The sequence below is a fragment of the Rubripirellula reticaptiva genome, from assembly GCF_007860175.1.
In the GTDB taxonomy this organism is placed as follows: domain Bacteria; phylum Planctomycetota; class Planctomycetia; order Pirellulales; family Pirellulaceae; genus Rubripirellula; species Rubripirellula reticaptiva.
In genome coordinates this window covers 594,249-619,804 of record NZ_SJPX01000005.1, presented here as the reverse complement: position 1 = coordinate 619,804, position 25,556 = coordinate 594,249, and the positions used below count along the sequence as shown (strand labels likewise).

Annotated in this window: 16 protein-coding genes; 6 read left to right on the top strand and 10 right to left on the bottom strand. The window is 56.4% G+C overall.

Annotation, left to right across the window (positions count from 1 at the left end):
• Positions 1-4 precede the first annotated feature (4 nt).
• On the bottom strand, positions 5-2,620 hold the full coding sequence (locus Poly59_RS23425) for an O-antigen ligase family protein (RefSeq protein WP_146536517.1): 2,616 nt from the start codon (positions 2,618-2,620) through the stop codon (positions 5-7).
• Between the two features lie 121 nt (positions 2,621-2,741).
• A complete protein-coding gene (locus Poly59_RS23420) occupies positions 2,742-5,243 on the bottom strand; it encodes a polysaccharide biosynthesis tyrosine autokinase (protein ID WP_146536516.1) in 2,502 nt (833 codons plus the stop codon).
• Positions 5,244-5,580: 337 nt separating this feature from the next.
• Here Poly59_RS23420 and Poly59_RS23415 point away from each other — a divergent pair, with 337 nt between their 5' ends.
• Complete coding sequence (locus Poly59_RS23415) at positions 5,581-7,536, top strand: carbamoyltransferase family protein (protein ID WP_146536515.1); 1,956 nt, start codon at positions 5,581-5,583, stop codon at positions 7,534-7,536.
• An 11-nt stretch (positions 7,537-7,547) separates the two neighbouring features.
• Positions 7,548-7,751, top strand: coding sequence for a DUF5989 family protein (locus tag Poly59_RS23410; protein ID WP_146536514.1), 204 nt, complete (start codon positions 7,548-7,550; stop codon positions 7,749-7,751).
• A gap of 33 nt (positions 7,752-7,784) precedes the next feature.
• Here Poly59_RS23410 and trhO read toward each other — a convergent pair whose 3' ends face one another.
• The 3 genes from trhO to Poly59_RS23395 all read right to left on the bottom strand — a co-directional run bounded on the left by trhO (position 7,785) and on the right by Poly59_RS23395 (position 9,915).
• Positions 7,785-8,684 carry an oxygen-dependent tRNA uridine(34) hydroxylase TrhO gene (trhO, locus tag Poly59_RS23405; RefSeq protein ID WP_146536513.1) on the bottom strand — a complete coding sequence of 300 codons (900 nt, stop codon included), beginning with the start codon at positions 8,682-8,684 and terminating at the stop codon, positions 7,785-7,787.
• Positions 8,685-8,721: 37 nt separating this feature from the next.
• Complete coding sequence (gene tpx, locus Poly59_RS23400; protein WP_146536512.1) at positions 8,722-9,237, bottom strand: thiol peroxidase; 516 nt, start codon at positions 9,235-9,237, stop codon at positions 8,722-8,724.
• A gap of 141 nt (positions 9,238-9,378) precedes the next feature.
• A complete protein-coding gene (locus Poly59_RS23395; RefSeq protein WP_146536511.1) occupies positions 9,379-9,915 on the bottom strand; it encodes a hypothetical protein in 537 nt (178 codons plus the stop codon).
• Between the two features lie 266 nt (positions 9,916-10,181).
• Between Poly59_RS23395 and Poly59_RS23390 the strand changes: the two genes are divergently transcribed.
• Entirely contained in the window at positions 10,182-11,684 is a 1,503-nt protein-coding gene (locus Poly59_RS23390; RefSeq protein ID WP_146536510.1) for an aldehyde dehydrogenase family protein, read from the top strand.
• 15 nt (positions 11,685-11,699) lie between these two features.
• Here the strand turns inward: Poly59_RS23390 and Poly59_RS23385 are convergent, their stop codons facing one another.
• The 5 genes from Poly59_RS23385 to Poly59_RS23365 form a co-directional block, all read right to left on the bottom strand.
• Positions 11,700-13,151, bottom strand: coding sequence for a DUF1501 domain-containing protein (locus Poly59_RS23385; RefSeq protein WP_146536509.1), 1,452 nt, complete (start codon positions 13,149-13,151; stop codon positions 11,700-11,702).
• 7 nt (positions 13,152-13,158) lie between these two features.
• Complete coding sequence (locus tag Poly59_RS23380; protein WP_146536508.1) at positions 13,159-16,314, bottom strand: PSD1 and planctomycete cytochrome C domain-containing protein; 3,156 nt, start codon at positions 16,312-16,314, stop codon at positions 13,159-13,161.
• A gap of 188 nt (positions 16,315-16,502) precedes the next feature.
• Positions 16,503-17,063, bottom strand: a complete 561-nt coding sequence (locus Poly59_RS23375) for an ECF-type sigma factor (RefSeq protein ID WP_146536507.1) — start codon at positions 17,061-17,063, stop codon at positions 16,503-16,505.
• The gene (locus tag Poly59_RS23370) at positions 17,060-21,121 is read right to left on the bottom strand and encodes a CotH kinase family protein (protein WP_146536506.1); all 4,062 of its coding nucleotides are present in this window, start codon (positions 21,119-21,121) and stop codon (positions 17,060-17,062) included. The genes Poly59_RS23375 and Poly59_RS23370 overlap by 4 nt, the downstream gene beginning before the upstream one ends.
• Before the next feature lie 152 nt (positions 21,122-21,273).
• Positions 21,274-21,966, bottom strand: a complete 693-nt coding sequence (locus tag Poly59_RS23365) for a hypothetical protein (RefSeq protein ID WP_146536505.1) — start codon at positions 21,964-21,966, stop codon at positions 21,274-21,276.
• Between the two features lie 271 nt (positions 21,967-22,237).
• Here Poly59_RS23365 and Poly59_RS23360 point away from each other — a divergent pair, with 271 nt between their 5' ends.
• The 3 genes from Poly59_RS23360 (at position 22,238) to Poly59_RS23350 (ending at position 25,521) form a co-directional block, all read left to right on the top strand.
• Positions 22,238-22,810, top strand: coding sequence for an EF-hand domain-containing protein (locus Poly59_RS23360; RefSeq protein WP_146536504.1), 573 nt, complete (start codon positions 22,238-22,240; stop codon positions 22,808-22,810).
• An 87-nt stretch (positions 22,811-22,897) separates the two neighbouring features.
• Positions 22,898-24,163: an outer membrane protein assembly factor BamB family protein gene (locus tag Poly59_RS23355; protein ID WP_146536503.1), complete on the top strand. Its 1,266-nt coding sequence runs from the start codon at positions 22,898-22,900 to the stop codon at positions 24,161-24,163.
• Between the two features lie 50 nt (positions 24,164-24,213).
• Positions 24,214-25,521 carry a YHYH protein gene (locus Poly59_RS23350; RefSeq protein ID WP_246151883.1) on the top strand — a complete coding sequence of 436 codons (1,308 nt, stop codon included), beginning with the start codon at positions 24,214-24,216 and terminating at the stop codon, positions 25,519-25,521.
• Positions 25,522-25,556 lie beyond the last annotated feature (35 nt).

Below are 25,556 nucleotides of genomic sequence, written 5' to 3'. Positions count from 1 at the left end.
GTTGCTATCGGATCGAACGTCCGCCTCCGATTTCGCGTCGAAGTTGTTCGACAAGAGGCGGGAACCGGGGATCACGGGGATCGATCGCGCTGGCAAGAGACGCTTGGTCGAGTGCGAGTTGCAGCTTTCCGGTGGCGCGCAGGGCGAGCGAGTAGCGATGGCGGTATTCAAGGTTTCGGCCGGTCGCAGAGACCGCGGTTTTCCAAGCCTCGGTCGCCTCGTCGTTTCGTTTGATGGCTTGATAGATTCGAGCGATCGTTTCGAACCGAAGTCCGTCGTCGACGCCTTCTTTTGCTTCGAGAATCTCAACCACTTTTTCGGCCAGCTTGATTCGGTCGGACTCGCTTGCCTCGGGTGATTGGTTGATCAATCGCAAGAACAGGTCGGTGCGACGAGGTGGAATCAAATTCTCGGCGATTTGGATCGGACCGATCAGTCCTTGGCTGCGTTCGTAGATTTCGTCGACAAATAGCAAACTGATCGACAGTGACCGTTTCCACTGATCGATGGCTTCGTCAATTTGGCCGTTCTTCGCGGCCATCCAACCGTTGATGAAAAGCATCTCGTCGCTATTGTTGATCAACCGACTGGCCGATTGGATCCACGGAGCGGTTGGTTGTTCGGTCATCGGTGCCATCATGGCAGCGGCCAAGTGGTTGCGTGGCGATAGGGGTTGGCGTCGCAGTGAGGCGTCGACATCGCCCATCCACTGGCCGACTAACGTTTTCAGTTCAGGCGTTGCCAAGAAATCGTTTCGTACCTGATCACGTTGTGCTAGTTCGCTGCTGATCACGATGTCAAACAATGAAGTCAGCCGCGAGTTCTGCCAATCGATGGTGACGTTTTGCTGTGCAGCGAGTTCAATAACTGCAAGGCGGAATTCGCACAGTCGCCAATTGGCTCGAGTCTTGTACAAGTCCGCGTTCATGGGGGCTTCTAGGATTGCCTGGTCTAGCTTGGCAATTGCATCGGTGATCTCTGGTGCCGAAGGTGCGTCATCCGTTTCGGCGTATCGTGTTTGCGCTAGAACCAAGTCTGTTCGGATTTGTTGTTGCGATAGTGCATGGGCCCACACGCCGGCCGCGATCGTTAAGCCAGCAAGCACGACAACTGATACAAAACCAGTAAAGCCGAAGTGACGTGGCTTGGTGCTTGCGATCGATTGCTTGTGGACTGCGATACCGATTGCAATCACGCTGGCGTAAAGCAGCATGTTGGACGGAATCACGATGACAAAGTCATAGATGCTTTGGATGACGCAGCAAAGCAACGTAAACAGTCCGATCATTCCCCAGGTCTGGCCTTGGGGTCTTGGATTGTTGCGGATCATTCGAATCGACGTGATCGCTGTCACCAAAATCCCCAGAATGACAAGCGTTGTGCCTACCAGCCCCATCTCGGTTAGCGTCTCCAGATACTGATTGTGAGCGTTTCGAAACCACGTTGTATGGGTTTCTTTTTGATGCGGCAGTGTGGCATAGCCGTACGTGCCAAGGCCGCTGCCGAAGGGCAGATTTGCAACCGCCGCTCGCCATCCTTCGCTGGTGTGGCTCCACCGTTGGTCGTTGGCGAGCCGTGTAATCGAGACATCTTCGGCTCGTTCCCATACGTCTCCCAGCACGCCGCTGATGCTGATCACGCCCGCGATCGCAAGGCAGCCGACAACGCATGCGACCACATGAGTGCGATGGACTTCGGCGCGGCCTCGTATCAGCAGCACACCGATCGCAGCTCCAGCGCCGGCAACCCAAGCTCCTCGCGAGAGAGATGTTCCCAGACCAACCATCACGAAGATCGCCAGCGAAATGAGCGTCAAGAATCGTGTCGAAAACAGGTCGACTCGTTCGAACGCTTGGTGGCCGATGTTGTCATCCGGCCCGCAGTCCGCACGATATATCACGAGCGCCGCGATCATGCCGAGCGTTGGTAAAATGGCGGCTGCACCGGCGTTTTTGTAGATAAAGCTGGAAAACGGCGCGCCGTCGACGTCGTAGACAACGCCCGGCAAAATGTATTCGTCACCGCCTGCTCGCTGCACGATTCCCCAAATGCAAATCGCGGCCGCATTGATCATCAGCACCCATAAGTACGCGGCTCGTGAACGTTTGGAATCGAACAGCACCGCCGATGTGACCAGCATCATCGTTGCCAACAAAAACGGAACGATCGCTTGCTGAGTATGGCTCGGAATGATGCTTGCGGTGGGCCTTGGTGGCGATGCCAGTTCTTGTGAGGTGTAGTTCGGAATCGTATCGGACAGAACCTGCAAATTTTCAGCTGCAAAGATCGTTTGCGACCAGCCGGTTGTGTTGGGAATCCATGATGGGCTGGGAACCGATTGTGCGAACGCGTAGCCGATCCAGGCGATCGCGATCAAGAACAGCGTCATCGGGATCGGGGCCGCTCGTCGGCCAGCAAGCTGCTTTATCATCGCCAGCACGGATGCGGCGATCAGAAGAATCGACAGGTCTCGTAGCGCCAAACTTTCGACGGCGCCGTAGCGCCACATCGCGTAGACCAACGCCACCAAAATCGTTGCACGGCCAATCCATGCAGCGATTGATTCGATCCATCGAGGTTCGACTTCATCGTTCGGCGATTGCTGCAGCCGGCTGTCCACGCTGATGGCTTCCTGTTCTTGATTGTGCGGTGGATTGAGGTCGCGAATCGTATTTTCGCGGGCCCCTGGGGTGATTGACGCGGCGACACTTCACGCTGCGTTGCTTACGCACGGCGCACCGCTAGGACTTGGATGATTGATCCGCCATCGGTGGCGCGTCGCCACTCGGGATCGTGATCGGCGCCGGTTGACGTCGAACGCTGGATCCCAAATCTGCACTGGCCGCTGCGAAAGTGGCTGGACGTCCGTTTTTGGGTGTCGGTTCACTACGCGTTGCATCGGAGCGGTGAACGTCGCTTCGTTCTTTGGCGGCATAATCAGCGTGATAATGACCGATGTAGCCACCGCCGTACTTGCCTTTGCCGTAACCGCCATAGGCGTACGTTTTCAGCGCGTTTCGGTCGATGCCATTGACGATTACCGCGGCCGGCGTGATTTGAATGTCGTTTAAAATCCGAACGGCGTCTTCGACGGTTCCGCGACCGTTCTTGGTTACCCGAACCGTCAATAGAACCGAGTCGACGTAAGGCGCGATGATGGCTGGATCGGCAACCGCCAAAACGGGCGGAGCATCGATCATGACCAAGTCGTACGACTCGCAGGCGTTTTGGAACAGCCGCATCAAGCGATGTGATTCCAGCAGTTCGGCTGGCTCGGAAGTGTTGCTGCCGTTTGGCATGATATGCAAATTCTGAACTTCGGTTTCCACGACACCATCGGCAAACTCCACCCGTCCGGCAAGGAAGTCCGACAAACCTTTTCTGTCGTCAATTCCAAACAGTTTCGAGATCACGGGACGCCGCATGTCCGCGTCGATCAACAGCACTCGTTTGCCCGCCTGGGCGAACGAAATCGCCAAGTTGCTGATTGTGGTCGACTTGCCGTCGCCCGGTTGCGGGCTGGTGACCATGATGGTTTGGACCGAGTCTTTGCGGTTGGCGATCATCAAGGACGTTCGGCCGACGCGGAAGATTTCGGCTTCGGCGGATCTCGGCGTATGGTACGTCAGCAAGGACGGATCGAGCTGCGATCCCGCGATGGCGGCCTTGCGTAGGGTCCGCAGGTTGAGCCGCGGAACGTGCGCGATGACGGCCGCTTTGGTCGTCGATTCCAGATCGGTGACGCTACCGAAGGTCGAGTCGAACGTTTCGGCGGCCAAGGTCAATAGGAGGCCTAGTGCAAGCCCGGCGCCGACGCCAACTGCCAATACGATCGGCAGTTTTGGCCAGACTGCGTTGCGAGGAACTTCGGCACTGGCTAGCAAGTCGGTTGAAAAACCGGCGTAAGATCGAGACAAGTTCAGTTCTTGCAAACGTACGATGACTTGGTCATAACGTGACTGAGCGCGAGCGAGTTTCGCTTTTAGCGAGTTGCTTTCCATGAACGACGCTTCGACTTCTTTCGCAGCCAACATTTCGCGTTCGGCTTCCTCCATCAGGATCGTCTTACGTTTTTGAAGTTCCGAGATGTCGTTTCGCAGCAGCATCACGTACGTCTTCAGCATTTCTTCGGCGTCCATCGTCTTGGTTTCGCGAGCCTTGGTTTCGGGCGCGTTGGCGGCGATGAATTGGCGAGTGATTTCGGTTTCCTGTCGAGTGGCTTCGACCAATGGGTGACCTTTGCCAAATGTATCACTGAGTGCTTTTTCGCGTTGGATCAAGTCAAGCAGGCGGTTGTATTGGGCCTTGGCGACTTCTTGGCGAACGGGCGCCTCGGCTTGGAACTTTTCAGACTGGCTGCTGCCACGTGTCATGTCCAAAAAGAACTTCAAGCGGTCGACTTCTTTCTCGCTAAGCAGAGCGAGTTGGTCCATTTCGCCAGCCAGCTCGTCGCCGCGTTCTTCGGCTTCTGTCAAAATCACTTGCAGTCGCGATTCGTTTTCGGCAAGCGACGATCGAACTTTGTTCAGTTCGGTTTCCATGTCGGACAAGCGTTCTTTATGGATGTCGCGAACTTTGTCGCCCTCTAGCAAGACGGGCACCGAGGCGACGAAGTCGCGATACGCCGCGTCAGCGTCGGACAGTTCCTGTTCGTGTGTCTCGCGAGCGGCTTCGATCAGCTCGACCGCAAGCTTGCTGTTGTCTTGGTCTTGCGAATCGATGTACCGCTTGTAGCTTTGGAAAACGGCAGCCAGTACCGTGGCCGATTCTTCGGGATTGGACGCGTGATAGAAGACGCGAAGGACCATCGCGTCGGCGGCTGCCCCTTCGCCACCACGCTCGACTTCGATGTTTTCTAAAATGTGATCGACAAGCGATTGGTCGTTTTCACGCGCTTTGCGGAAAGTGTCGAGTTCGTCGAGGGAACCGAGTTTGATCGCTTCGGTCAAGACCTTGCGAGCAACAAACAAACGCATGTGCGTTGCCAGTTCGTCTTCGCCCATGCCTTCGGTGCCGCCCGAAGTACTGCTGATCGTACCGCGATTGGTCATTTCGCTCGATCGTTGCCCGACCAAGACTTCGATGCTGGATTCATAGACCCGAGGCGCGGTCTTGAAATACAGGATCGACAAACCGACACCGACCACCATGCCGAACACCAACAATCGCCAGCGGCGACGGATCATTCCCGAGATGTCAAGTTCGTTGGGCGACAGTCCCATCGATTTGTTTGCGTCTGCCATCGTCGTTTACTTGGGTACAGAGTAAAGCAGGGTAGGGCGAGTGTTTTGGCAACGGCGAACCTGGTGTGGTTTTGCCGTCATGCCGTTTCGCGAAGTTCATAGCCGGACTAATCCGCAGATGCGGAAATAGCCCACTCCTGCTATCGGTATCAGTTGAAATCGATGTAACTAAAATCCCGATCGGAACGATCGCGGCGAAGACGGTATCGGTGCGGATCAAAGAGTTTTGGTAAATGCGGTAAACTATTACGTCTGCCGATCGTGGATCGGCCATCCATGAAACATGCCGGGAAACCACCTTGTCCTTTCTGTTGACCTGTCGATCAGCGGTGAATCCATGACTGCGATACTCGGTATCTCCGCATTTTTTCACGATTCTGCTGCTGCAGTGGTCGTGGACGGTCGGGTTGTGGCAGCGGCCCAAGAAGAACGGTTCTCGCGAATCAAGCACGACCCGGCGTTCCCGATTCAGTCGATCGAGTACTGTTTGTCCGCGGCCGGCATCGATGCCGGTGATCTTGATCTGGTGGCGTTTTACGAAAAGCCGCTGGCAAAGTTTGATCGGTTGATTGATACGTACCTGAATGCCGCGCCGCGCGGGTTTCGGTCGTTTGCTACTGCGATGCCTTCGTGGCTTGAGCAAAAGCTTCATGTTCGGAAACAAATTCGCAAACAACTTGGTCGGCGGTACACCGGCCCCATCGGGTTTTGGGAGCACCACCAATCCCACGCCGCCAGCGCGTTCTACCCGTCGCCGTTCGACGAAGCAGCGATCATCACGATGGACGGCGTCGGCGAATGGGCGACATCGACATGGGGCGTCGGTCGTGGCCGGTCAATCGAACTGAGTCACCAGATCGAGTTTCCTGATTCGATCGGGCTGCTGTATTCGGCGTTCACTTATCACGCTGGATTTCGAGTGAATTCGGGCGAGTACAAATTGATGGGTTTAGCACCCTATGGGCGACCGCGTTTTGTCGATTTGATTCGTGACGAGCTGATTGATATTCGTGATGACGGATCGTTCCGTTTGTCGCCTGAGTATTTTGACTATCAAGTTGGTCTAACGATGACGAGCGTAAAGTTCGATCAGTTGTTCGGCCGCTCGCGACGCGATCCCGATGCACCGATTGAACCGTTTGATCAAGACATGGCGGCGTCGATCCAAGTCGTCCTGGAAGAAGTCGTGATGAAGACGGCGCGGCACGTTCACCAGGTTACCGGCCAAACGAAGTTGTGCATGGCGGGCGGCGTTGCGCTGAACTGTGTCGCCAATGGCAAATTGCTGCGAGAAGGCCCGTTCGATGACGTTTGGGTGCAACCGGCTTCGGGCGATGCTGGTGGTGCGATCGGTGCGGCACTGCTGGGGTGGTACGACGTCTTCGAAAAAGAACGCGATTCAGCCTCGTTGAAACGATGTGATGCGTTGTTGGGACCTGAATTTGATGCGAATGTGGTTGAAGCCGCGATCCAGCGTCATGGTTTGTCGTGCGAAGTGGTTTCCGATGATCAGATAGCGGGCGTCGTCGCCACCGAGTTGGCTGCGGGAAAAGTCATCGGTCGTTTTGCCGGGCGGATGGAGTTCGGGCCTCGGGCTCTCGGTAATCGCAGCATCCTGGCGGATCCTCGCGGCGTGACGACTCAGTCGCGGATCAATCAAAAGATCAAGTTTCGCGAATCGTTTCGCCCTTTCGCACCCGCTGTGTTGGCGGATCAGGCCGAGGATTGGTTTGATTGCGCCGGGCACGCCGACAGTCCCTACATGATGTTTGTGCATCCGGTCCGTTCAAACATTCTTCGCATCCCTGCTGTCACTCACGTTGACGGGTCAGCTCGCGTGCAAACCGTCGACGCGATTGACAACCCATCGTTTGAACAATTGCTGCGTTCTTTTTTTGAAGCGACCGGTTGTCCGATGTTGGTCAACACCAGTTTCAATGTTCGTGGCGAGCCGATCGTGGCGTCGCCCGATGATGCGCTGCGCTGCTACTTGAAAACCGACATGGACGTGTTGGTGATCGAGAACTTCATTGTTCGATCCAAGGAGGTTTCAAGTCCACCGGTGGTCGAAGACTCGGCTGGCGAGCGACAGCCAAGGTTCATGGCGGCCAGGCGAGCATTTCGGCTTTGGAACCGAATTCTCGGGACGGCTGGGATGGGGGCCGTCTATTATGGGGTTATCACACCGATCGGAATCTTGCGGCGGTTTCGTAAGGCACCGCTATTGCTTTTGACATACTGGAAGTCCATGCCAATTTGTGATGATCCCGATCGTTTTTTTCGAACGTATTGAACACGCCAACGATGAACAAGAAATCAGAATCAAACCGACCCGATCCAAAGCGAGTCGCCGTGAAAGATCCGGGCATCATTCGCGAGTTCGCATCGTTTCTGCGCTACAACAAGAAATGGTGGATCGCACCGATCTTGATCGTCACCGTGTTGATGATGGCGATGGTGTTTCTGTCCGCTTCACCCGCCGCGCCGTTTATCTATGCGCTGTTTTAGGAAACTGGGCGAGCGAAATTGGCGCGACGAAACCTATGCTTGCGACGTCGCTTGCTTGGCGATTCGTTGCCGCAACTGGAATTGGCGTTCGGCGAATCGGGCGCGTTGTTCGTCCGTCAATTCGCTGGCACAGTGAGGACACTGGACGCCGGGGATGTAGTCGTCGGATTGTTGGCCATCTGGCGATACCGGCCATCCGCAACCAAAGCACATCACGTGGTTGGATTCTTGCAGGTCGTGATCGACGGCAACACGTCCGTCGAATACGAAACAGTCGCCTTGCCAACGAGAGTCTTCGGCAGGAACGGTTTCGAGGTACTTCAGAATGCCGCCGCGAAGATGGTAGACGTTTTCGAAGCCGACTTTCTTCAGCAGTGCCGTCGACTTTTCGCAGCGGATTCCTCCGGTGCAAAACATGGCGACTTTCTTGTGTTTCTTAGGATCAAGATTCTTCGACACAAAGTCTGGGAAGTCGCGAAAGCTATCCGTGTTGGGGTTGATCGCGCCGCGAAACGTTCCGATCGCGACTTCGTAGTCGTTGCGAGTGTCGACGAGCGTTACATCGGGATCGTCGATCAGTGCGTTCCACTCGGCCGCGTCGACGTAGGTGCCGACTGAGGCAAGTGGATCAATGCCTTCGACGCCAAGGGTCACGATCTCTTTCTTCAACCGGACGCGAGACCGCCTGAATGGCATCTCATCGCACTCGGACCACTTGACGTCCAGTTCGGCAAGGCGCGGATCATCACGCAAGAAAGTTAGCAGGTTTTCAATTCCGTCACGGTTGCCCGCGACGGTTCCGTTGATACCCTCGCTGGCCAACAACAACGTTCCCCGCACGCCGTGTTCCACCATGCACCCCAAGATTGCTTCACGCATCGAGACGTGATCGGAAAGTGGCACAAATCGGTAGAGCGCGGCGACGGTAAACATGGTTGACGAGAGAGTTGGTGTTGCGAGTCAGGTCGCTCTAAACAAGCATTCGCAGTGCTGCCATCGCAGCGCTGTAGTCAGGTTCTTGAGTGACTTCGGCAACGATTTCTTTGTAGGCAACTTTACCGTCGGCATCGAGCACAATGACGGCGCGAGTCAGAAGCTTCAGCTCTTCGATCGTTAGGCCGTAGTCGGTTCCGAAAGCGTGAGTTTGGTAATCGCTAGCGGTTCGCATCTTGACGTCTTCGGCGCCACAGAATCGAGCTTGGGCGAATGGCAAGTCACGGCTGACGGTGACGGCGTTGATCTTATCGCCTAGCGAACCGAGTTCTTCGTTAAACCTCTTGGTTTGAATCGCACAGGTTGGTGTGTCCAGGCTTGGCACGACACTGATGATCGAAGGCTTGCCCTTTAAGTCGGCCAGCGTCAATGCTTGCAGGCCGTTGTCAGCGTAGATCAACTTGAAATCTGGTGCGGCCGAACCGACGGCCAGATCGTTGCCTTCAAGTGTCATAGCATTGCCCTTGAACGTGATGACTCCGGAGCGTCCCATATCGATAGCTTTCGTTGTGTGGCGAGAGGATTTGTATGGGCAAAAGTATGAAGCGACGGGGCTGGAAAGTGAAGAGGGCAGGCGCTAGGCGACCGTCCGGGGATGATGCAAACAGTGGTTTTTGCGATGGTTTCACGCGTGTCAGGCTGAACTGACCGCCGGCCCACGGGCCGTTACCGCGGGATTCCCGACAGTGCCGAGCCACCGATCCAGTCGTGCCAGGAACTCCGTTTTTGATTCGCCCGTGACCTCCCAGGCTGCCTGATCGTTAGGTTCGCCAGCGTCGTTAGGTTCGCCAGAGTTCGGGCGGCAAGAGCATCGGAGCTGGGCGAGGCAGAATTGCAGTTTGGAATCGATGCCGTCATTGACGTCGTCGGCGACGGATGCTTGATCGAGTCTTAGTCGCTCGGTGGTTGTTTCGTGATCTGAACGTTTTTGGATCAGCCGGACCAGCTTTCCTGCGTTGGCGGCATAGCGATCACCGGCAAAGTAGACGCGGCGAACTTCGTGATCGCTGTTGAACTGAAACACTGGGTCTTGGTCCCAGTACAAACTTGCGGCACCGCCTGTGCGAAAACCAACGACCACTTCGGCGTCGCCGATCTGGATACGGCCTCGGTAGGGCATTTGCGTGCCGTCGCGAAACAGGTCTTCGCGATCATGAGTTTGTCGAGCCATCGTTGTTCGGATTGCTATGAGATTGATTTTGCAGAGGGACTTTTAAGATTCAGGCAATGGATTAAGGCGTCGTACGGAAATAAGTTCGGGAATTTACCCTTCCGCGAGCGGGTAGATGATTTTGTGCTTGTGAATGCCGGCGTCGCTTTTAAACAAGTCCTTAGTGACGAAAGTCGTTGGCATCGCGGTCGAATTGTCCGCTAAAATGACAGAACGCGTTGCGACACTGCATCGCTATGTCACTTTCATTGCCGGAGCCACCTTCCATGTCCGCTGCTATCGAGCATTCTATCCCCAAGTCGCTGCATTCGTTTCTGGCATCACCCAAACAGTTGTTGATCGATGGCAAGTGGGTCGACGCGGTCAGCGGGAAGACGTTTGACGTTTTTGATCCCGCCACGGATCAGGTTATCGCGCAGGCTGCCGAAGGCGATGCCGCGGATGTGGATCTGGCGGTTGCAGCGGCTCGCCGGGCGTTCGATTTGGGACCGTGGTCCAAGCTGACAGCGTCGGATCGAGGTCGATTGATTTGGAAGATTGGCGATCTGATCGAAGCCAACGCGGACGAGTTGGCTCAATTGGAAACGATCGACAACGGCAAGCCGTTGGGCGTTGCTAAAGCCGCCGACGTCGCGCTGGCCGCCGATATGTTTCGCTACATGGCCGGTTGGGCGACGAAGATCGAGGGCAATACGATCCCGCTGAACGTGCCCTATGCACCGGGCAGCCAATTTCATGCGTTCACGCTGAAAGAACCCGTTGGCGTGGTGGGACAGATCATTCCTTGGAACTTTCCGCTGTTGATGGCGGCTTGGAAATTGGGCCCCGCGCTAGCGACAGGGTGCACGGTCGTGCTGAAGCCGGCCGAGCAAACGCCGCTGTCGGCGCTGCGGTTGGGCGAACTGATCTTGGAAGCTGGCATTCCCAGCGGCGTCGTCAACATCGTGACCGGCTTTGGTGAAACCGCCGGCGCCGCGATCGCTTCGCATCCGGACGTCGACAAGGTCGCGTTCACCGGCTCGACCGAAGTCGGCAAGTTGATCATCAATGCCGCGACTGGAAACTTAAAGAAGGTGACGTTGGAACTTGGGGGCAAGAGTCCCAATGTGGTTTACGATGACGCCGACTTGGGCATGGCGATCGCCGGTGCAGCGGACGCGATTTTCTTTAACCAGGGACAGGTCTGCAGCGCCGGTTCAAGGCTGTTCGTTCAAAAAGGAATCTATGACGATGTCGTGGCCGGCATCAGCGAGATTGCGAAGAATATGAAGGTCGGCAGCGGGTTCGATGCGACGACTCAAATGGGGCCGTTGGTTTCGCGCGAGCAGTTCAAACGTGTGACGGGATACTTGCAGGCGGGTATCGCCGAAGGTGCCGAAGCGTCCGCTGGTGGTGCGGCGCTGGATCGGCCTGGCTACTTTGTTCAGCCGACGGTGCTAAAGCATGCATCGGAAAACATGTCAGTCGTACGCGAGGAGATTTTTGGACCTGTGGTCGCGGCGATGCCGTTTGGCGACGATAGCGAACTGATCGGCAAGGCCAACAATTCGAGTTACGGTTTGGCCGCCGGCATTTGGACACGTGATATCTCCAAAGCACATCGATTGGCCAAGTCCGTCAAGGCAGGCACGGTCTGGATCAATTGCTACAGCATCTTTGACGCTGCGTTGCCGTTCGGCGGGTACAAGCAATCCGGATGGGGACGGGAAATGGGCCATGCGGCGCTGGAAAACTACCTGCAAACCAAATCGGTCTGCGTGAAATTGTAGTTTCGCCGATTCTGGTTACGCGATGATTTCTCGGACCACTCGGGCCGGTTCGACGCCGGTTAGTTTGATGTCGAGCCCTTGAAACGCTTTCGTGAAGCGTTCATGTTCGATTCCGAACAGGTCCAACATCGTCGCATGCAAGTCGTGAACGGAAACAACATTTTCGACGCTGTTGTACCCGAGTTCGTCGGTTGCGCCGTAGACCGTGCCACCTTTGACGCCGCCGCCCGCCATCCAAACGCTAAACCCGTTGATGTGGTGGTCGCGGCCGGAGCCCTGTGACATCGGTGTGCGGCCGAATTCGCCGCCCCACAGAACCAGCGTATCGTCCAGCAAGCCGTGGCGTTTCAGATCCTTCACAAGTGCAGCGCTGGGGCGATCGCAATCGCCGGCCGAGGTTGTAAAGTTCTTTTCCAAATCGCTGTGGTGATCCCAACCCCGGTGATACAGTTGCACGACGCGGACACCTCGCTGCAACAACCGGCGAGCGAGCAGGCAATTGGATGCGAACGAGCCGTCGCCCGGTTTCTTGACGCCGTACATATCCAGCGTTTCTTGGGTCTCGTTTGACATGTCTGCCAAATCCGGAACGGCAGTTTGCATTTGAAACGCCATCTCGTACTGAGCGATTCGCGTGGCAATTTCGTCGTCGTGATGACGCTGTTGCAGCAGTCCATTGATCCGCTGGATTTCGTCGACGACCTGTCGCTGAGTCGATTGGCAAACGCCGTCGGGGTTGCCGATGTAGTGGACCGGTTTACCCTTGCTCTGAAATGCCACGCCTTGGAACTTGCTGGGCAGAAAACCGGCTGACCACTGACGCGCCGATACGGGTTGGGCGCCGGGACCTTGCGAGGTCATGACGACATAACCGGGCAGATTTTCCGTTTCAGCACCAAGTCCATAAAGCATCCACGAACCCATCGACGGTCGACCTTTGATGATCGAGCCCGTGTTCATGAACGCGTGCGCCGTGTCGTGATTGATCTGCTCGGTCGTCATGCTGCGAACGACGGTCAGGTCATCAGCGATGCTGCCGATGTGCGGGAAAAGTTCCGAAATTTCGATTCCCGATTGACCCCACTTTTTAAATTTCGTGAACGACTTGCGAGCCTTCAGGGTTGCGCCTTGAAGCTGGGCGAGTTGTTGTCCGTCGGTAAACGAACTGGGGAACGGTTGCCCATCCAATCGATCAAGTTCGGGTTTCGGGTCGAGTGATTCGACATGTGACGGGCCACCCGCCATGCAAAGGTGCACGATCCGTTTTGCCTTGGCCGCATGGTGAGGCAGATTCGGCAATGCGGGCCATGGATGTCCACTTGTTGTACCGGCGGCAGCGGCTCCGGCGCCGGATTGTCCCTGCAGCAGCGATGACAGAGCGATTGATCCGATCCCAGCAAACGACTTGGACAGAAACGTCCGCCGCGACCAATCTTTTCGCAATTGTTCGATGAAGTTTTCGTTCATGGTGTTCTTAGTAGCGAGTGATGGTTTCGTGCAGGTTCAGGATCACGCGGCAGACTTGCGCGAGTGCCGCACGCTCGGCGGCATCGTTCGAATCGTCAATCGCGAAAGGTTTTGCGTCGTCGGGGGTGTCACGAAAGTGTTTTAGCTGGTTTTCGTAAAGCGACGTCAGGCCCGCGATTTCTTCGGGACGTGGGGGGCGTGCGAGCGATAATCGATACGCGCGGTCGACGTAGGTTTGAATCGTTGCACCGGGGTCTTCGGCGATCATTCGGTTGCTGAGTGCTTTTGCAGTTTCAACAAACGACGGATCGTTCAGCAGCGTCAATGCTTGTTGAGGACTGTTCGATTGCGGCCGGTCGGCGACGCATTCGTCACGTGCCGGCGCGTCAAAATTGACGAGCATTGGATGCAGGAACGATCGCTGGCAGTGCATGTAAACGCCGCGGCGATACTGGCCAAAATCCGTGTCATTGACGTAGGTTCGATTCGGAAATTGGATGTTGCTGTAGTAGCCCTCGGGTTGATACGGGAAGACGCTCGGTCCGCCAACGATATCGGTGTTCAGCAAGCCGGCGATCGAAAGTGCGTTATCGCGAATCGCTTCCGCTTCCAAACGTCTTGCCGATTGCTGAGACAGCAAACGGTTGTAAGGGTCGGTCTCGATGAGGTCGTCGCGAACCGCGGCTGCTTGGCGATACGTGTCGCTGGTCAGGATCAGTCGTGCGATGTGCTTCATGTCCCAGCCATCGCGAAATTCGGCGGCCAGCCAATCAAGCAAAAGCGGGTGGCTGGGCCATTCGCCTTGGCTGCCCAGGTCATCGAGTTTGTTCGATAGCCCCGCGCCGAAGAAATGTTTCCACGTTCGATTGACGTAGTGGCGCGCAACGATCGGGTTTTCGTCAGACGTCAGCCAGCGAGCCAGGTCGAGGCGAGTCAGGCGGCGAGGGTTTTCCTCTGACGCGTTTGAGTTGTCGGGTTCTTCTGACTCTGTCCGGGTCAGAAACTCGGGGAATGCCGGCGTGATGACTTCACCCGATTCATCCTGCCAATTGCCACGCGGCAGAACTCGAGCGACGGGAATTTGCTCGGGCGACAGCGACTGAGACACCAAAGTCATTGCATAACCGCTGCGGCGGTCGAGGATTTCGTTGCGAATTCGCAGGTAGTCTTTGCTTTGATCTTTGGCCGAAACGGTCGATCCATGTTTGCCAGTCAATATCGCGGCGGTCTGGGATGCAGACAGCACTGCGTCGCTGCCCGCGCCTTGGTCGAACGCCGCCAGTGCTTGGGAAAGTGACTCCGGTGCACTCGGTTGTCCGACCACCATCCGAGCAAACGGGGATGTCGAGACTCGGAATCTGCCGACATCGTCGCTGCGCAGTCGTACTTCCAATCGATCGCCGGGTAGCAGGTTCGCCAATTCGTCCAGATGGTAAACCGCAGTGTGTGGTAGCGTGGTTTCGTTGGCGGGCAATTGCCAAGCGATGGGGCCGCTGCGCCAGGTTTCTTCCAAGAATCTTGGGTCGTGGCCGGATTGATAGTTTTTGGGGTTTTGTCGGTCCGCTTGTCCGAACGCGATTTTCAAAGGCACGTCTTTCCCGTCGCGGACGATGGCGATCGAAGTCGCAACGGAGAATCGTCCTTCGGCTGATCGTCCGACGTGTCCCCCGTTGGCGTCATCGGGAAGGATCTGCAGTTGCACGGTGCGAACAGCCGTTGGACTAGTGACTTCGTGTTGCCATGTAACGGTGTCGTCCTTCTTGGTTTCGCCCGATACCAAGACATCCGTACCGAGTAGTTTCGTCGTTGATTCTTTGGCGGAATTCACGGATGTTGGCGACAACGTCTGCCATCCGGACGGATTCGCTTGCAGCCAAGCGTGCGCGTCGGCGGCCCATTGGCGTGTGGCTTCATCAAGCGGTTTGGTTGATCGGAAAGAAGACTCCAGTTCTCGTTCAAGCAACGCGATTTCTTGTTCCAGGGATCGTGACTTTAGCCGCATTTCAGGTGGGAAAGGGTAGTCGTTGTTAAAGCCTTTCAGGTCTTTGTTGGGCGTGTAGCCGTAGTCGCTGTAGACGCCCCATTGGCGAAGGTCGTCAAAGAACGCGCCGAGCGAATAGAAGTCTTTTGCTGTGAACGGATCGTACTTGTGGTTGTGGCATTCACAGCAACCGGTCGTCGAACCCAACCAAGCGGTGCCGATCATACGAACGCGATCCGCTTTGTATTTGGCCAAGTACTCGCCTGGTTGTGCGCCGCCTTCGCGGGTGACCATGTTCAATCGGTTCAGACCGGTTGCGACCAGTTGTTCTTCGGTCGGATTTTCCAGCAAGTCGCCGGCAAGTTGTTCGATCGTGAATTGGTCGAATGGTTTGTTTTGGTTGATCGAATCGATAACGTAGTCGCGGTACGCAAAGATGCGTTGGTTTTGATCGCCATGGAAACCCACCGTGTCCGAAAAACGCACGATGTCTAGCCAAGCAGTCGCCATCCGCTCGCCATAGTGTGGCGACGCGAGCAGGCGATCGACTTGTTTTTCGTAAGCATCGTCCGCATCGTCCGCGATGAATGAATCGATTTGTTCCGGCGTCGGTGGCAAGCCGATCAGGTCCAAGCTAAGTCGGCGTAATAGCGTTGCTTTGTCAGCAACCTGCGAAGGTGAGAGTCCTTCGGTGGCCAGCCTAGCGATGATGAAACCATCGATGGGGTTGTTGGATTTCGAGTCTACGATTGGCGGCTTCTCGAGCGGCGTGTATGACCAATGCTGTTCGTACTTAGCACCTTGGTCGATCCACTTTTTGAACAGCGCCTTTTCGCGATCGGAAAGCTGGTGTCGAAACTCGGTCGGCGGCATCGGATCGTCCACATCGACCAAGCGGCGATAAACGTCGGATGCGTCCGCGTCCCCGGGAACGATTGCCGATTCGGTTGCTAGTTCGAACGAGTCCAACCGCAGACCGCTGTCGTTGGCGTCTTCGTCGGGCCCGTGGCACGCAAAGCACGTGTTCGACATGATCGGCCGAATGTGGGCGTTGAACGTCACTTGGTCAGGTAATCGAAGTTTCGATTGGTCGCTCTGCGCAGGCTCGGCAAGTCCGACGCGGGCAGCGACTAAGGCGATCACTGTTGCAAAAGCAAGCGATTTTGCGAGCTTGGATTTCATCAGGCGGGGGCCGCAGGTAGGAAGGCAGGTGCAGCGAAGGGAGGATAGCTGAACCTTAGTATGTCCCTAATCAAACAAAAAGCCAGCGGCTGGCCGTTGGCGCGGTCGTTTGATGCGGTCTGCGCGAAAAAGGCATCGAAAGAGCACCGCCTGCCGCTGAATTCGCTCAGCGAATTTGAGAGTCCTTTCTAATCGCTCATTTCGCGTTGCAGCCAGGCGCGAGCGTAGGCCCAATTGCGTTTGGTGGTTCGTGCAGAAACGCCCAGGACGTTGGCGGTCTCTTCGATCGTCAGGCCTGTGAAGTAGCGAAGTTCGACGAGTTTCGCGAGTTGCGTGTCTTCGACGGCTAGCTTGTTGAGCGCTTCGTCGAGCGAAAGGAGTTCGTCAAAATTGTCGGGGTCAATCGCAGCCGCGTTGTCTTCCAGGTCGTGGCGTTTGAGTTCGCCGCCCCGTTTGACGCGGCCCTTGCGACGCGCGTTTTCGATCAAGATTCTTCGCATCGCTTCGGCTGCGGCGGCGAAGAAATGGCCTCGGCCGTCCCACTGGTGCGCATCGCCGCTTCCGACAAGTCGCAGGAAAGCTTCGTGAACCAAGGCGGTGGGTTGAAGTGTTTGTCCCGACTTTTCGTGGTTCATTCGACTGGCCGCCAGTCGCCTTAGTTCTTCATACACCAGCGGCAATAGGTCGCTTGCCGCGTTGGGGTCGCCTTGTTCGATCGCCGATAAGATTTGAGTGATATCTCGGTTCATGAACTCGATTCTTGCATGCTAAGCATGTGATGCAAGTCCTCGGCAAGCAAATCCAAATCGTCGTCCGACAGATCCGAATCGCTTTCGAAAACGAATTCGGAAACCGCATTCGACTGGGATGCGAACGCGGCCTCGAATAAAGTCGCGTGCGAATCGATGTCCGCCAGAGTTTCGCCGAGCGGATACTCCGCCGTCTCGTCGTCGTTTTCTGACGTCGTCGTTGCCAATTGATTCGAAAGCAACGGAGCGAGCTGGTCAGCAGATTGCACGAGTTCACTTTCGCTTGTCGCGTCCGTTTGCCTTGTCAATTGATTGATCACCATCAACGCATCCAGAGCGGTGGTGACTCCGTCGTGGTTGACGTCGTACATGAATGCCGCCGTCAACTCTTCGCCCTCGGCATTCTGCATTCGACTGATTTGGTTGATCACGATCAACGCATCCAGCGCCGACGTGCGGGCGTCACCGTTGGTGTCCGTTGGCTGCAGAAAATTGGTGGGAGCCGACGGAGTAAACGCATCCGATCCAGCGGTCGATTGCACGGTGTAGGTGCGGTTCTCGGTATGCGGTTCGAAGATGATCGCGTACAGTCCGCCAGCCGTGACGGTTGCCGTGGTCACGCCGGCCGAGAACGTGTCGATTCCCGAAACGGTCTCGTCCACCACGCGGATCGTTTGTCCGACACTAGCGGTGCCGATCGGAACGACTGAGATCGCCGCGTTCGAAACGGCTCGGAACAGAATCGCTGTTGGGATGCTGTCGCCAGGGATTACGTGCAAACGAACGAGGAAGTCGGGCGTATAGATTCGAGTTGCTGGGGTCGTGATGTCCGAATCATGAGTGATGACGCTGACTTCGACGCTCGTCACGGCTGCGTACGCAGCATCGGTGCTGGAGACATCAAATGAAACCTGTGTGCTCTGGCTGCCGTCGTTCAGTCCGTCGCTCGAACTGCTGATCGTAACCGTCTGAGCGATGTCCCAGTTGTCTGGCGTGAACGTCAGTTGGTCCGGCGACACGGCCGCTTCGTCCGTGTCCGCGCTAGTGACACTGACCGTGACATCGGCGGTCGGTTGACTCGATAGTGCCACGTTGATCGTGTCCGTCAAACTCGCTTCGTTGACGATCGTTGAACCACCCGACTGAGTGACGACCAGTCCTGGGGTAACAGCGGCGTTTACGGTAACGGTCGCCGTGTTGGTGCTGGTGGCACCGTCGTCGTCCGTAACTTGCAAACCAACCGTGAACGTGCCCGCTGCGGCCGCGTTGAACGTCGCAGTGGTCGTCGTGGCGTCGTCGTACAGCCCGTCGTTATCCAAGTCCCACGCGTAAGATGCGATCGTGCCGTCCGAGTCGGACGACGTTGCACCGCTCAGGGTGATCGTCCCGCCGACGGTTCCGGTGTACGGGCCACCGGCTTCGGCAGTTGGGGCGATGTTATCGGGTGTCGCGTCGTTGGTGTTGGATGCACCTGGTGTGGCAGCCGACAAAACCAGCAGCGTCGACGATCCGTCTGGGAAACGACCGTAGGAGACGTCCGTGGTTTGCTCGCCAAAAGTGATCGAGTCGACCAGCGTGGTTCCGTCGTTGTTGTACAGTTGCACCGACTCGCCGCCGGCGGACAGCTTGAATGAAGCGTGATTGTCACCTTGATCGGTATCACCATCGGCCCAAATGATCAGGTAGCCTCCCGCGTCGATCGTTGATCCGCTGGGGAATTGCCACTGCGTTGGGTCGGCAGCGTCATCGGTTAGGTAGAATCCGCTGAGATCAACCACAGTGGTGCCAGGGTTATACAGTTCGATCCAGTCTTCAAAGGCACCGGCTTCGTCAGGATCTTCGATCGTGGCGTCATTGTCCGCCATGATTTCGTTGATGTAGACCTCGACCGATTCCGGTTCCAGGTCGTATTGCGAGAGAGCGGACGCCAAATAGGTCGATCGGTCCCCGATGAAGCTGGTCAATCCGTAGATCGTTCGATTTCCTGCCGACACGTTGGTCGTCAAGTTTGAATTGAACTGCGCGAGCGTGAATTGTTTGTTCGGGTCGGCCGATACGTCATCACGAATCAGATCGGCCAGTTCGTTGATCCGAGCAGTGGCTGAAATGACGTCGAAACCCTCTTCCAGCATTTGTTGCAGATCACGCAAGTAGTCGATGCTGTAGTCATCGACGGCCCACAAGTTTTCGGCAAGCGGTCGCGGTTCGTCTTCGACCGGAGTACCGGGTGGCCCCATTGCCGTTCCAGTCGGCAACCAGAACGGATCGATTTCGACCGGGTTTTGGAAGCGGTCGACGAACTGAGTGAACGTGCCGAACGATTCGTTCGCGTCCCACAGCAAATGCGTGAACTGTCCGGTGTCATCCCGATCATAGAGATAATAGTTGTGGGCCGCGCCCGAGTAGGAATCTAGGTTCACGAACAGATTGTTCAGCGCCAGCGAAGCAAGCGTGTCCTGGACGTCTAGCAGTGGTTCGATCGCATCGGCTAATTCGCCCGACGGAGTGTTGTTGAGCACATCGATAAGCTCGATCAATTGCGAGTAATCGTTTGCGGCTTCGTTCGTCTTCAGTTCATAGAAGGCTTCATAAGCGGCCTGATCCGTGCCCAGGTAGGTCAAGTCAGAACCAAAGTCGGCCTGCGGATCGCTAAGCACCGCGTCGTCCGATGCCGTTCCCTTGTATAGATTGCCATCTTCGTCGTCTCCAAATCGGCTTTGCGTGAACGTCGAGTCCACTTGTTCGACAGCCGTGTACACGCCATAGAGTTCGCCATTGATGTAGACATTGGTGAAGACCGCGCGGCCCACACCTTCGACAAAGTTCGACGCATAGTCGTAAAACAATTTCTCCCGCAACATCGTCGGGTCGTTGTAGTTGTTGTTCAGGTTCAGTTTTTTCAGACCCAAGAACGTAGAGTCCACGAATTCATTGAAGTCAATCTTGATCGACTTTTTGACTCCGCTGCCATCGAACGACGAATTGCCCTTGAATCGCACGCCGACGTTGTCGAGCGCGATCCCGTCCGCGACAAAATCGGCTTCGAAATACGGGTCGGCTGCGTCGGTGTCGTGCGAAGTGAAGAGCGTGTCGTACCAGTCGTCATCTTCAAACGTGATGTAGACTTCGTGCACGTAAGTGTCGTCAAAGAACACAGCCGCTTCGTCATCGATCGTGACGGGATCCCAAGGTGACGCTGTGTCGCCAACTTGCGAAATCTTGATCGTCCCGGTGTCGATGCTGGTCACGCCGTCATCGTCGGTCACTTGCAATCCGACGACGAAAGTTCCTGCCGTGGTCGACGTGAACGTAACGTCAACGCCAGTCGCGTCGTCATATTCGCCGTCGTGATCCAAGTCCCACGCGTACGTTGCGATCGTTCCGTCCGAGTCAGCCGACTTCGATCCGCTAATCGAAATGGTGTCCGCGGTGGTGCCGTAGTACGGACCGCCGGCGTTGGCGGTTGGTGCGAAGTTGGCTTCGGCGACAACGGAGTTGGCCGCACCAGGTGTTGGCGTCGTTAGCACGCTAAGCGTTTCGCTGCCATCGGGCGAACGGCCATACGCAACGTCCGTCGACTGCGCGCCGAACTCGATTGTGTCGAGTAGCGTCGTGCCGTCGGTGTCATAGAGAGCAACCGTTTCGCCGCTGGCCGACAATTTGAACGATGCATGGTTGTCACCTTGCTCGGTTTCGCCATCGGCCCAGATCAACAGATAATCACCCGCGGCGATGGTCGAACCCGCCGGGAATTGCCACTGGGTCGGAGCGTCCACGTCGTCGGTCAGGTACTTGCCGCCGAGGTCGATTGCTGTCGTTCCCGCATTGTAGATTTCAACCCAGTCCTCGTACGCACCGGCTTCATCGGGGTCTTCGATGATCGTATCGTTGTCGGCCATGATCTCGTTGATGAACAAGTCACCGGCAAGCAACTGGCGAGCCTCCAATGCCTCGGCCCTTAGCCGCCGAGACGGACGTCGGCGGCGAGCGCGGCTTTGTTCTTGTGAGCGGCCAAGTTTAGAAAGTGTGCGGCCGAAAAGAGTCTGAGATTTAGACATCGTGGCAATGACTTCGGTTCAATGGTTGACTAACCCACTTTCGTTGGGGATTCAGTTTGCAAAGTTCTGAATGCCGAGTGGGGCTGCTTTTGTTCGCTAATCGTCAATGCGTCATTGAGCCGAGGGGAGGGCCAAAAATGTCCGTGCAGTTCTTAGACCAGTCGGTTCAGAAACGATCCCGACGAGCCCAATTGGCTGCTGAGGGCTTGTTCGAAAGATTCGACATCGACGTCGTTTTCTTCCAGGATGCTCGTCAAAGCCGACCGCAATTCTTCTTCGGTGATGTTGGTTTCCGAATTGCTTGCGAGTTCTCCGACGGTTTCGATGATCTTGCTTAGCAGTTCGTCGACCGAGCTTTCGTCGACGCCAGCCGAAAGCAGGGCCGATTCAACGTCGCTGGTGTCGGTATCCTCGGGGCGTGGTGGCGGTGGTCCGTTTGGTCGGCCGGCGCCCGATGGTCCACCGGAACGCGATGGGCCTGACACGCCCGAAGCACCTGACACTCCCGATGCGCCTGACACACCCGATGCGCCGGCCGCTTGGATGGCTTCGCCGACTTCTGCCGAGTCGATGCCGTTGGTTTCGAGGACTTCGTCGATCGCGGACCGAACCGCGTCACGGTTGGCGCGTCCTGACGATGACTCGGTGTTCAGAGCCGAGATCGCAACGTCGATTTGCTCCAGCACGCTCGCAGCGGTCGAGTCGTCGACGCCGATGGACTGCAAGGCCGACGAAAGTTGTTCTTTGCCGCCTGGCGGTGGCCCTTGAGGCCGTGCGCCTTGGGATCGCGAATTCGCTGACGAAGCTTGGCTGGCGTAGGATGCCGTGGAGTTGGAGATATTCATTTTGACAGGTGCCCAGAAAAATGGTGGTTGAAATGGCCATTCACTGGCCACCGGCACATTCCTTGTCGGGAACACGCCACCAAACTCTTGCACCTAAAACGGGCCGAAACGGTGGATATCCGGTTGTTTTTGGGTGTCTAAGTTATTTGTGGAAAACTTCGGTAAAGCGTGGCCCGGTACGTCTGTCGGCGGCGCATTGACACTCTGGTGGTTCGTCTATCGACGCTCAATCGCCGTCTTCTCTGCCAGCTTTTCCAACGGATACCGGTCCATGAATCGAACATTCCAGTCCATCGTCATTGCCTTTGGCATCGCTCTGATCCCCAACTTGATGTTCCCCGGTGTGCTTTCGGCCCAGCCTCCCGGTCGCGGTGGGCCTCCCGGCATGAACGGTCGAGGTGGTCCGCCAATGGAGATGATCATTCAGTTGTTTGAACAGGCTGACGCTAATCGTGACGGAAGCGTGACGAAGGCCGAGTTGACTGCGGTCCTGCAAGGCCAGGGCAGTGGCAACAATCAAATGGGCCGCGGCGGCCCGCCGCCGCAGGGCGGCAATTTTGGGCAAGCCAACCAGCAAGTTGGAAACCAGCCGCCGCAAGGTGGAGCTCCCCAAGGTCCACCGCCAAAGCCCGGTCAAGTTTTGCCGGACCCCGTCGTGCAGTCGCTCAACTTGAACGACCGCCAAACTCGCATGCTCGCTGCTTTGCAATCCGATGTCGACAAACGACTCGCCGGAATCCTGACGGACGAGCAAGAAGAGCAACTTCAAAACGCGCAGCCGCCGCACGGTCCCGATCACGCCGACGCCGCTGCTGGCAATGGTCGCCCGCAACGCCCACAATGATTTGGGTGTTGGTAGACTCAAACTCGCTTCTAAAATAATAGCGGTTCCTCAAAGTTTATCGGCAATTCGTTTCAGGTTGTTCGGCTCATGCATCGTTACGTTCTCGCATCGCTTTGTCTCGTCTTGCTAGCCAGTCAATCGCACGCAAGTGATTGGCCTGAATTCTTGGGGCTAGGCGGCGCCGCTCGCTCGTCCGACGTGGTGCCTACGACCTGGGATGAGACGAACAACTTGGCTTGGAAAGTCGATTTGCCGGGCAGTGGTTCGTCCAGCCCTATCATCGTCGGTGACAAGGTTGTTGTGACCTGCTACGTCGCTGGCAAAGACGCCGGTGGCAATGCAGCCAAGCGACAAGTGCTGTGCTTCGACAAGAATACTGGCGATCAGTTATGGTCGATCGACTTTCCGATCGACTATCGCGAAGACGGGTATCAGGGCTACATCACCGAACACGGTTACGCCAGCAACACGCCGGTGACCGATGGTGAAAACGTCTATGTCTTTCTTGGCAAGGGCGGCGTGCATTCGATCAGCTTGGATGGGAAAACGAACTGGAGCGTCGATGTCGGCAAGGGTTCCAGCAATCGGCAATGGGGTTCAGCCGCAAGTTTGGTGTTGTTCAACAACAGCGTCATTGTCAACGCGGCCGAAGAATCGAAGTCGATCATTTCGCTTGACAAAGCAACCGGCAAAGAAATCTGGCGTCAAGAAGCCGACATGATTGAATTGACTTACGGCACACCGCGGATCGTCAAACTGGACAACGGCAGCGAAGAACTTGTGATCAGCGTGCCTGGCGAAATTTGGTCATTGAATCCCGTCACGGGAAAGCTGCTTTGGTTCGCCGAGTCACCGATGACCGGGAACGTATCGCCGTCGGTCATCGTCGATGGCGAAACGATTTATAGCTTCGGCGGTTATCGTGCATCCGGCAGCATCGCGGTCAAAGCCGGTGGCAAGGATGACGTCACGGATTCGCAAGTCGTGTGGACGAACCGGTCCAGTTCTTACGTGGCCACGCCGTTGCTTGTGGACGGTCGTTTCTATTGGATCGACGATCGCGGAATCGCGTACTGTACGTCGGCAAAAGATGGCGAAGTCGTCTATCGCGAGCGAGTCGATAACTTGCAAAACGGTCGTCCGGTCTATGCGTCGCCGGTCCTGATTGGCAAACACATTTACGTGGTCACACGTCGCAGCGGCACGTTTGTTTACGAGCCGACGGATACGTTCAAGCCGCTTGCGCAGAACGTGCTGGCCGGCGATGAAACCGACTTCAACGGATCGCCAGCGGTTTCGGATGGCAAGCTGTACATCCGCAGCGATCAATCGCTGTATTGCATTGGCAAATAGTTGTCGTGCGGCTTCGTAGCGTTTCTGATTCAAAACTAGGAATCGTGCTTGTGAAAAAGTCTCTGTGCTTCGCTGTGCCAGTTGTGCTTGGCTCGTTTGCGTATTTGGTCGCCCAGCAACCGCCGCCGCCTCGCATGCATCATGTCGAACAGAAAGGCACGCTTCGGCCGTTGCCGGCGACGGAATTGCCATCCGAACCGAGTCAGGTCACGATCACGATCGAAGGTGACGACCGGGTGATCGTTTCGAATGGAATTCCGAATCATAAGACGGGGCCGTTTCCTAATCCGGGAAACCCGAATCGGATCAGTGTCCAGCGACATGAGTATCGTGTTCCGGCCAAGCCCAAAATTGCTGACCAGATCTCACCAATGCATGGCGAGTTCGGTGTCGCGGTCAACGGCATTCCGTTCGATCCTGGCGCGGGCGAGTTCTATGATGGCGAGCCTGGTTGGCAATACGAACCGCTGTCGGGTGCGATTGATCTTGGCATCGATGTCTCGCACGCTCACGTTCAACCGACCGGCAAATATCACTACCACGGGCTGCCGACTGGACTGATCGATTCGATCGAAGTCAAAGCCGGTTCGCATTCGCCGATCGTCGGTTGGGCGGCGGACGGGTTTCCGATTTACGCCGTCTATGGATACAGCGATCCGAAGAACGCGGATTCGCCAATTCAAAAACTCGTCTCAAGCTACCAGCTCAAGCAAGGTGATCGTCCGGGCGGTAACGCTCCGGGCGGCAAGTACGACGGCACGTTCGTTCGCGATTACGAGTACGTCAAAGGTTCGGGAGACTTGGACCAGTGCAATGGTCGCTTCACGATCACGCCAGAGTATCCCGATGGAACTTACACTTACTTCATGACGGAACAGTGGCCGGTCGTCCCGCGGAATTATCGTGGCACGCCTTCGGCAGACTTTCGTCATGGTCCTGGTTCTGGTGGCCCAGGTATTGGTGGCCCTGGTTTCGGCGATCCGATGGCGGGTGGGCCAGGCGGTCATGGTCCGGGAATGGGTGAACACCGCGGTGGCCCGGGGCGTCCCGGTCAGATGCGTCCTGACGTAATGCATGGTGGCGGAATGCATCCTGGTGGTGGCCCGCCTCGGCCAGGCGAAATCATTCCTGGTTTTGTGATGCAGTCACTGAACCTAACCGCCCAGCAGGAACAGCAACTCCGTGATCTGCAAGCGACCGTTGATAAAGAACTCAGCAACATACTGACCGCCGAACAGCAACAACGGTTGCAAGCCCCGCCTCCGTTCGGTCCCGGTTCTGGTCCGGGCCCTGGATTTGGGCAACGCCCAGGCGGCGGCCCATCCGAAGACCGTCGCCGCAGTGGACGACCCCAATGACCAACTCGGGTGTAGAGCTCGTCAAGAGTTTCGTT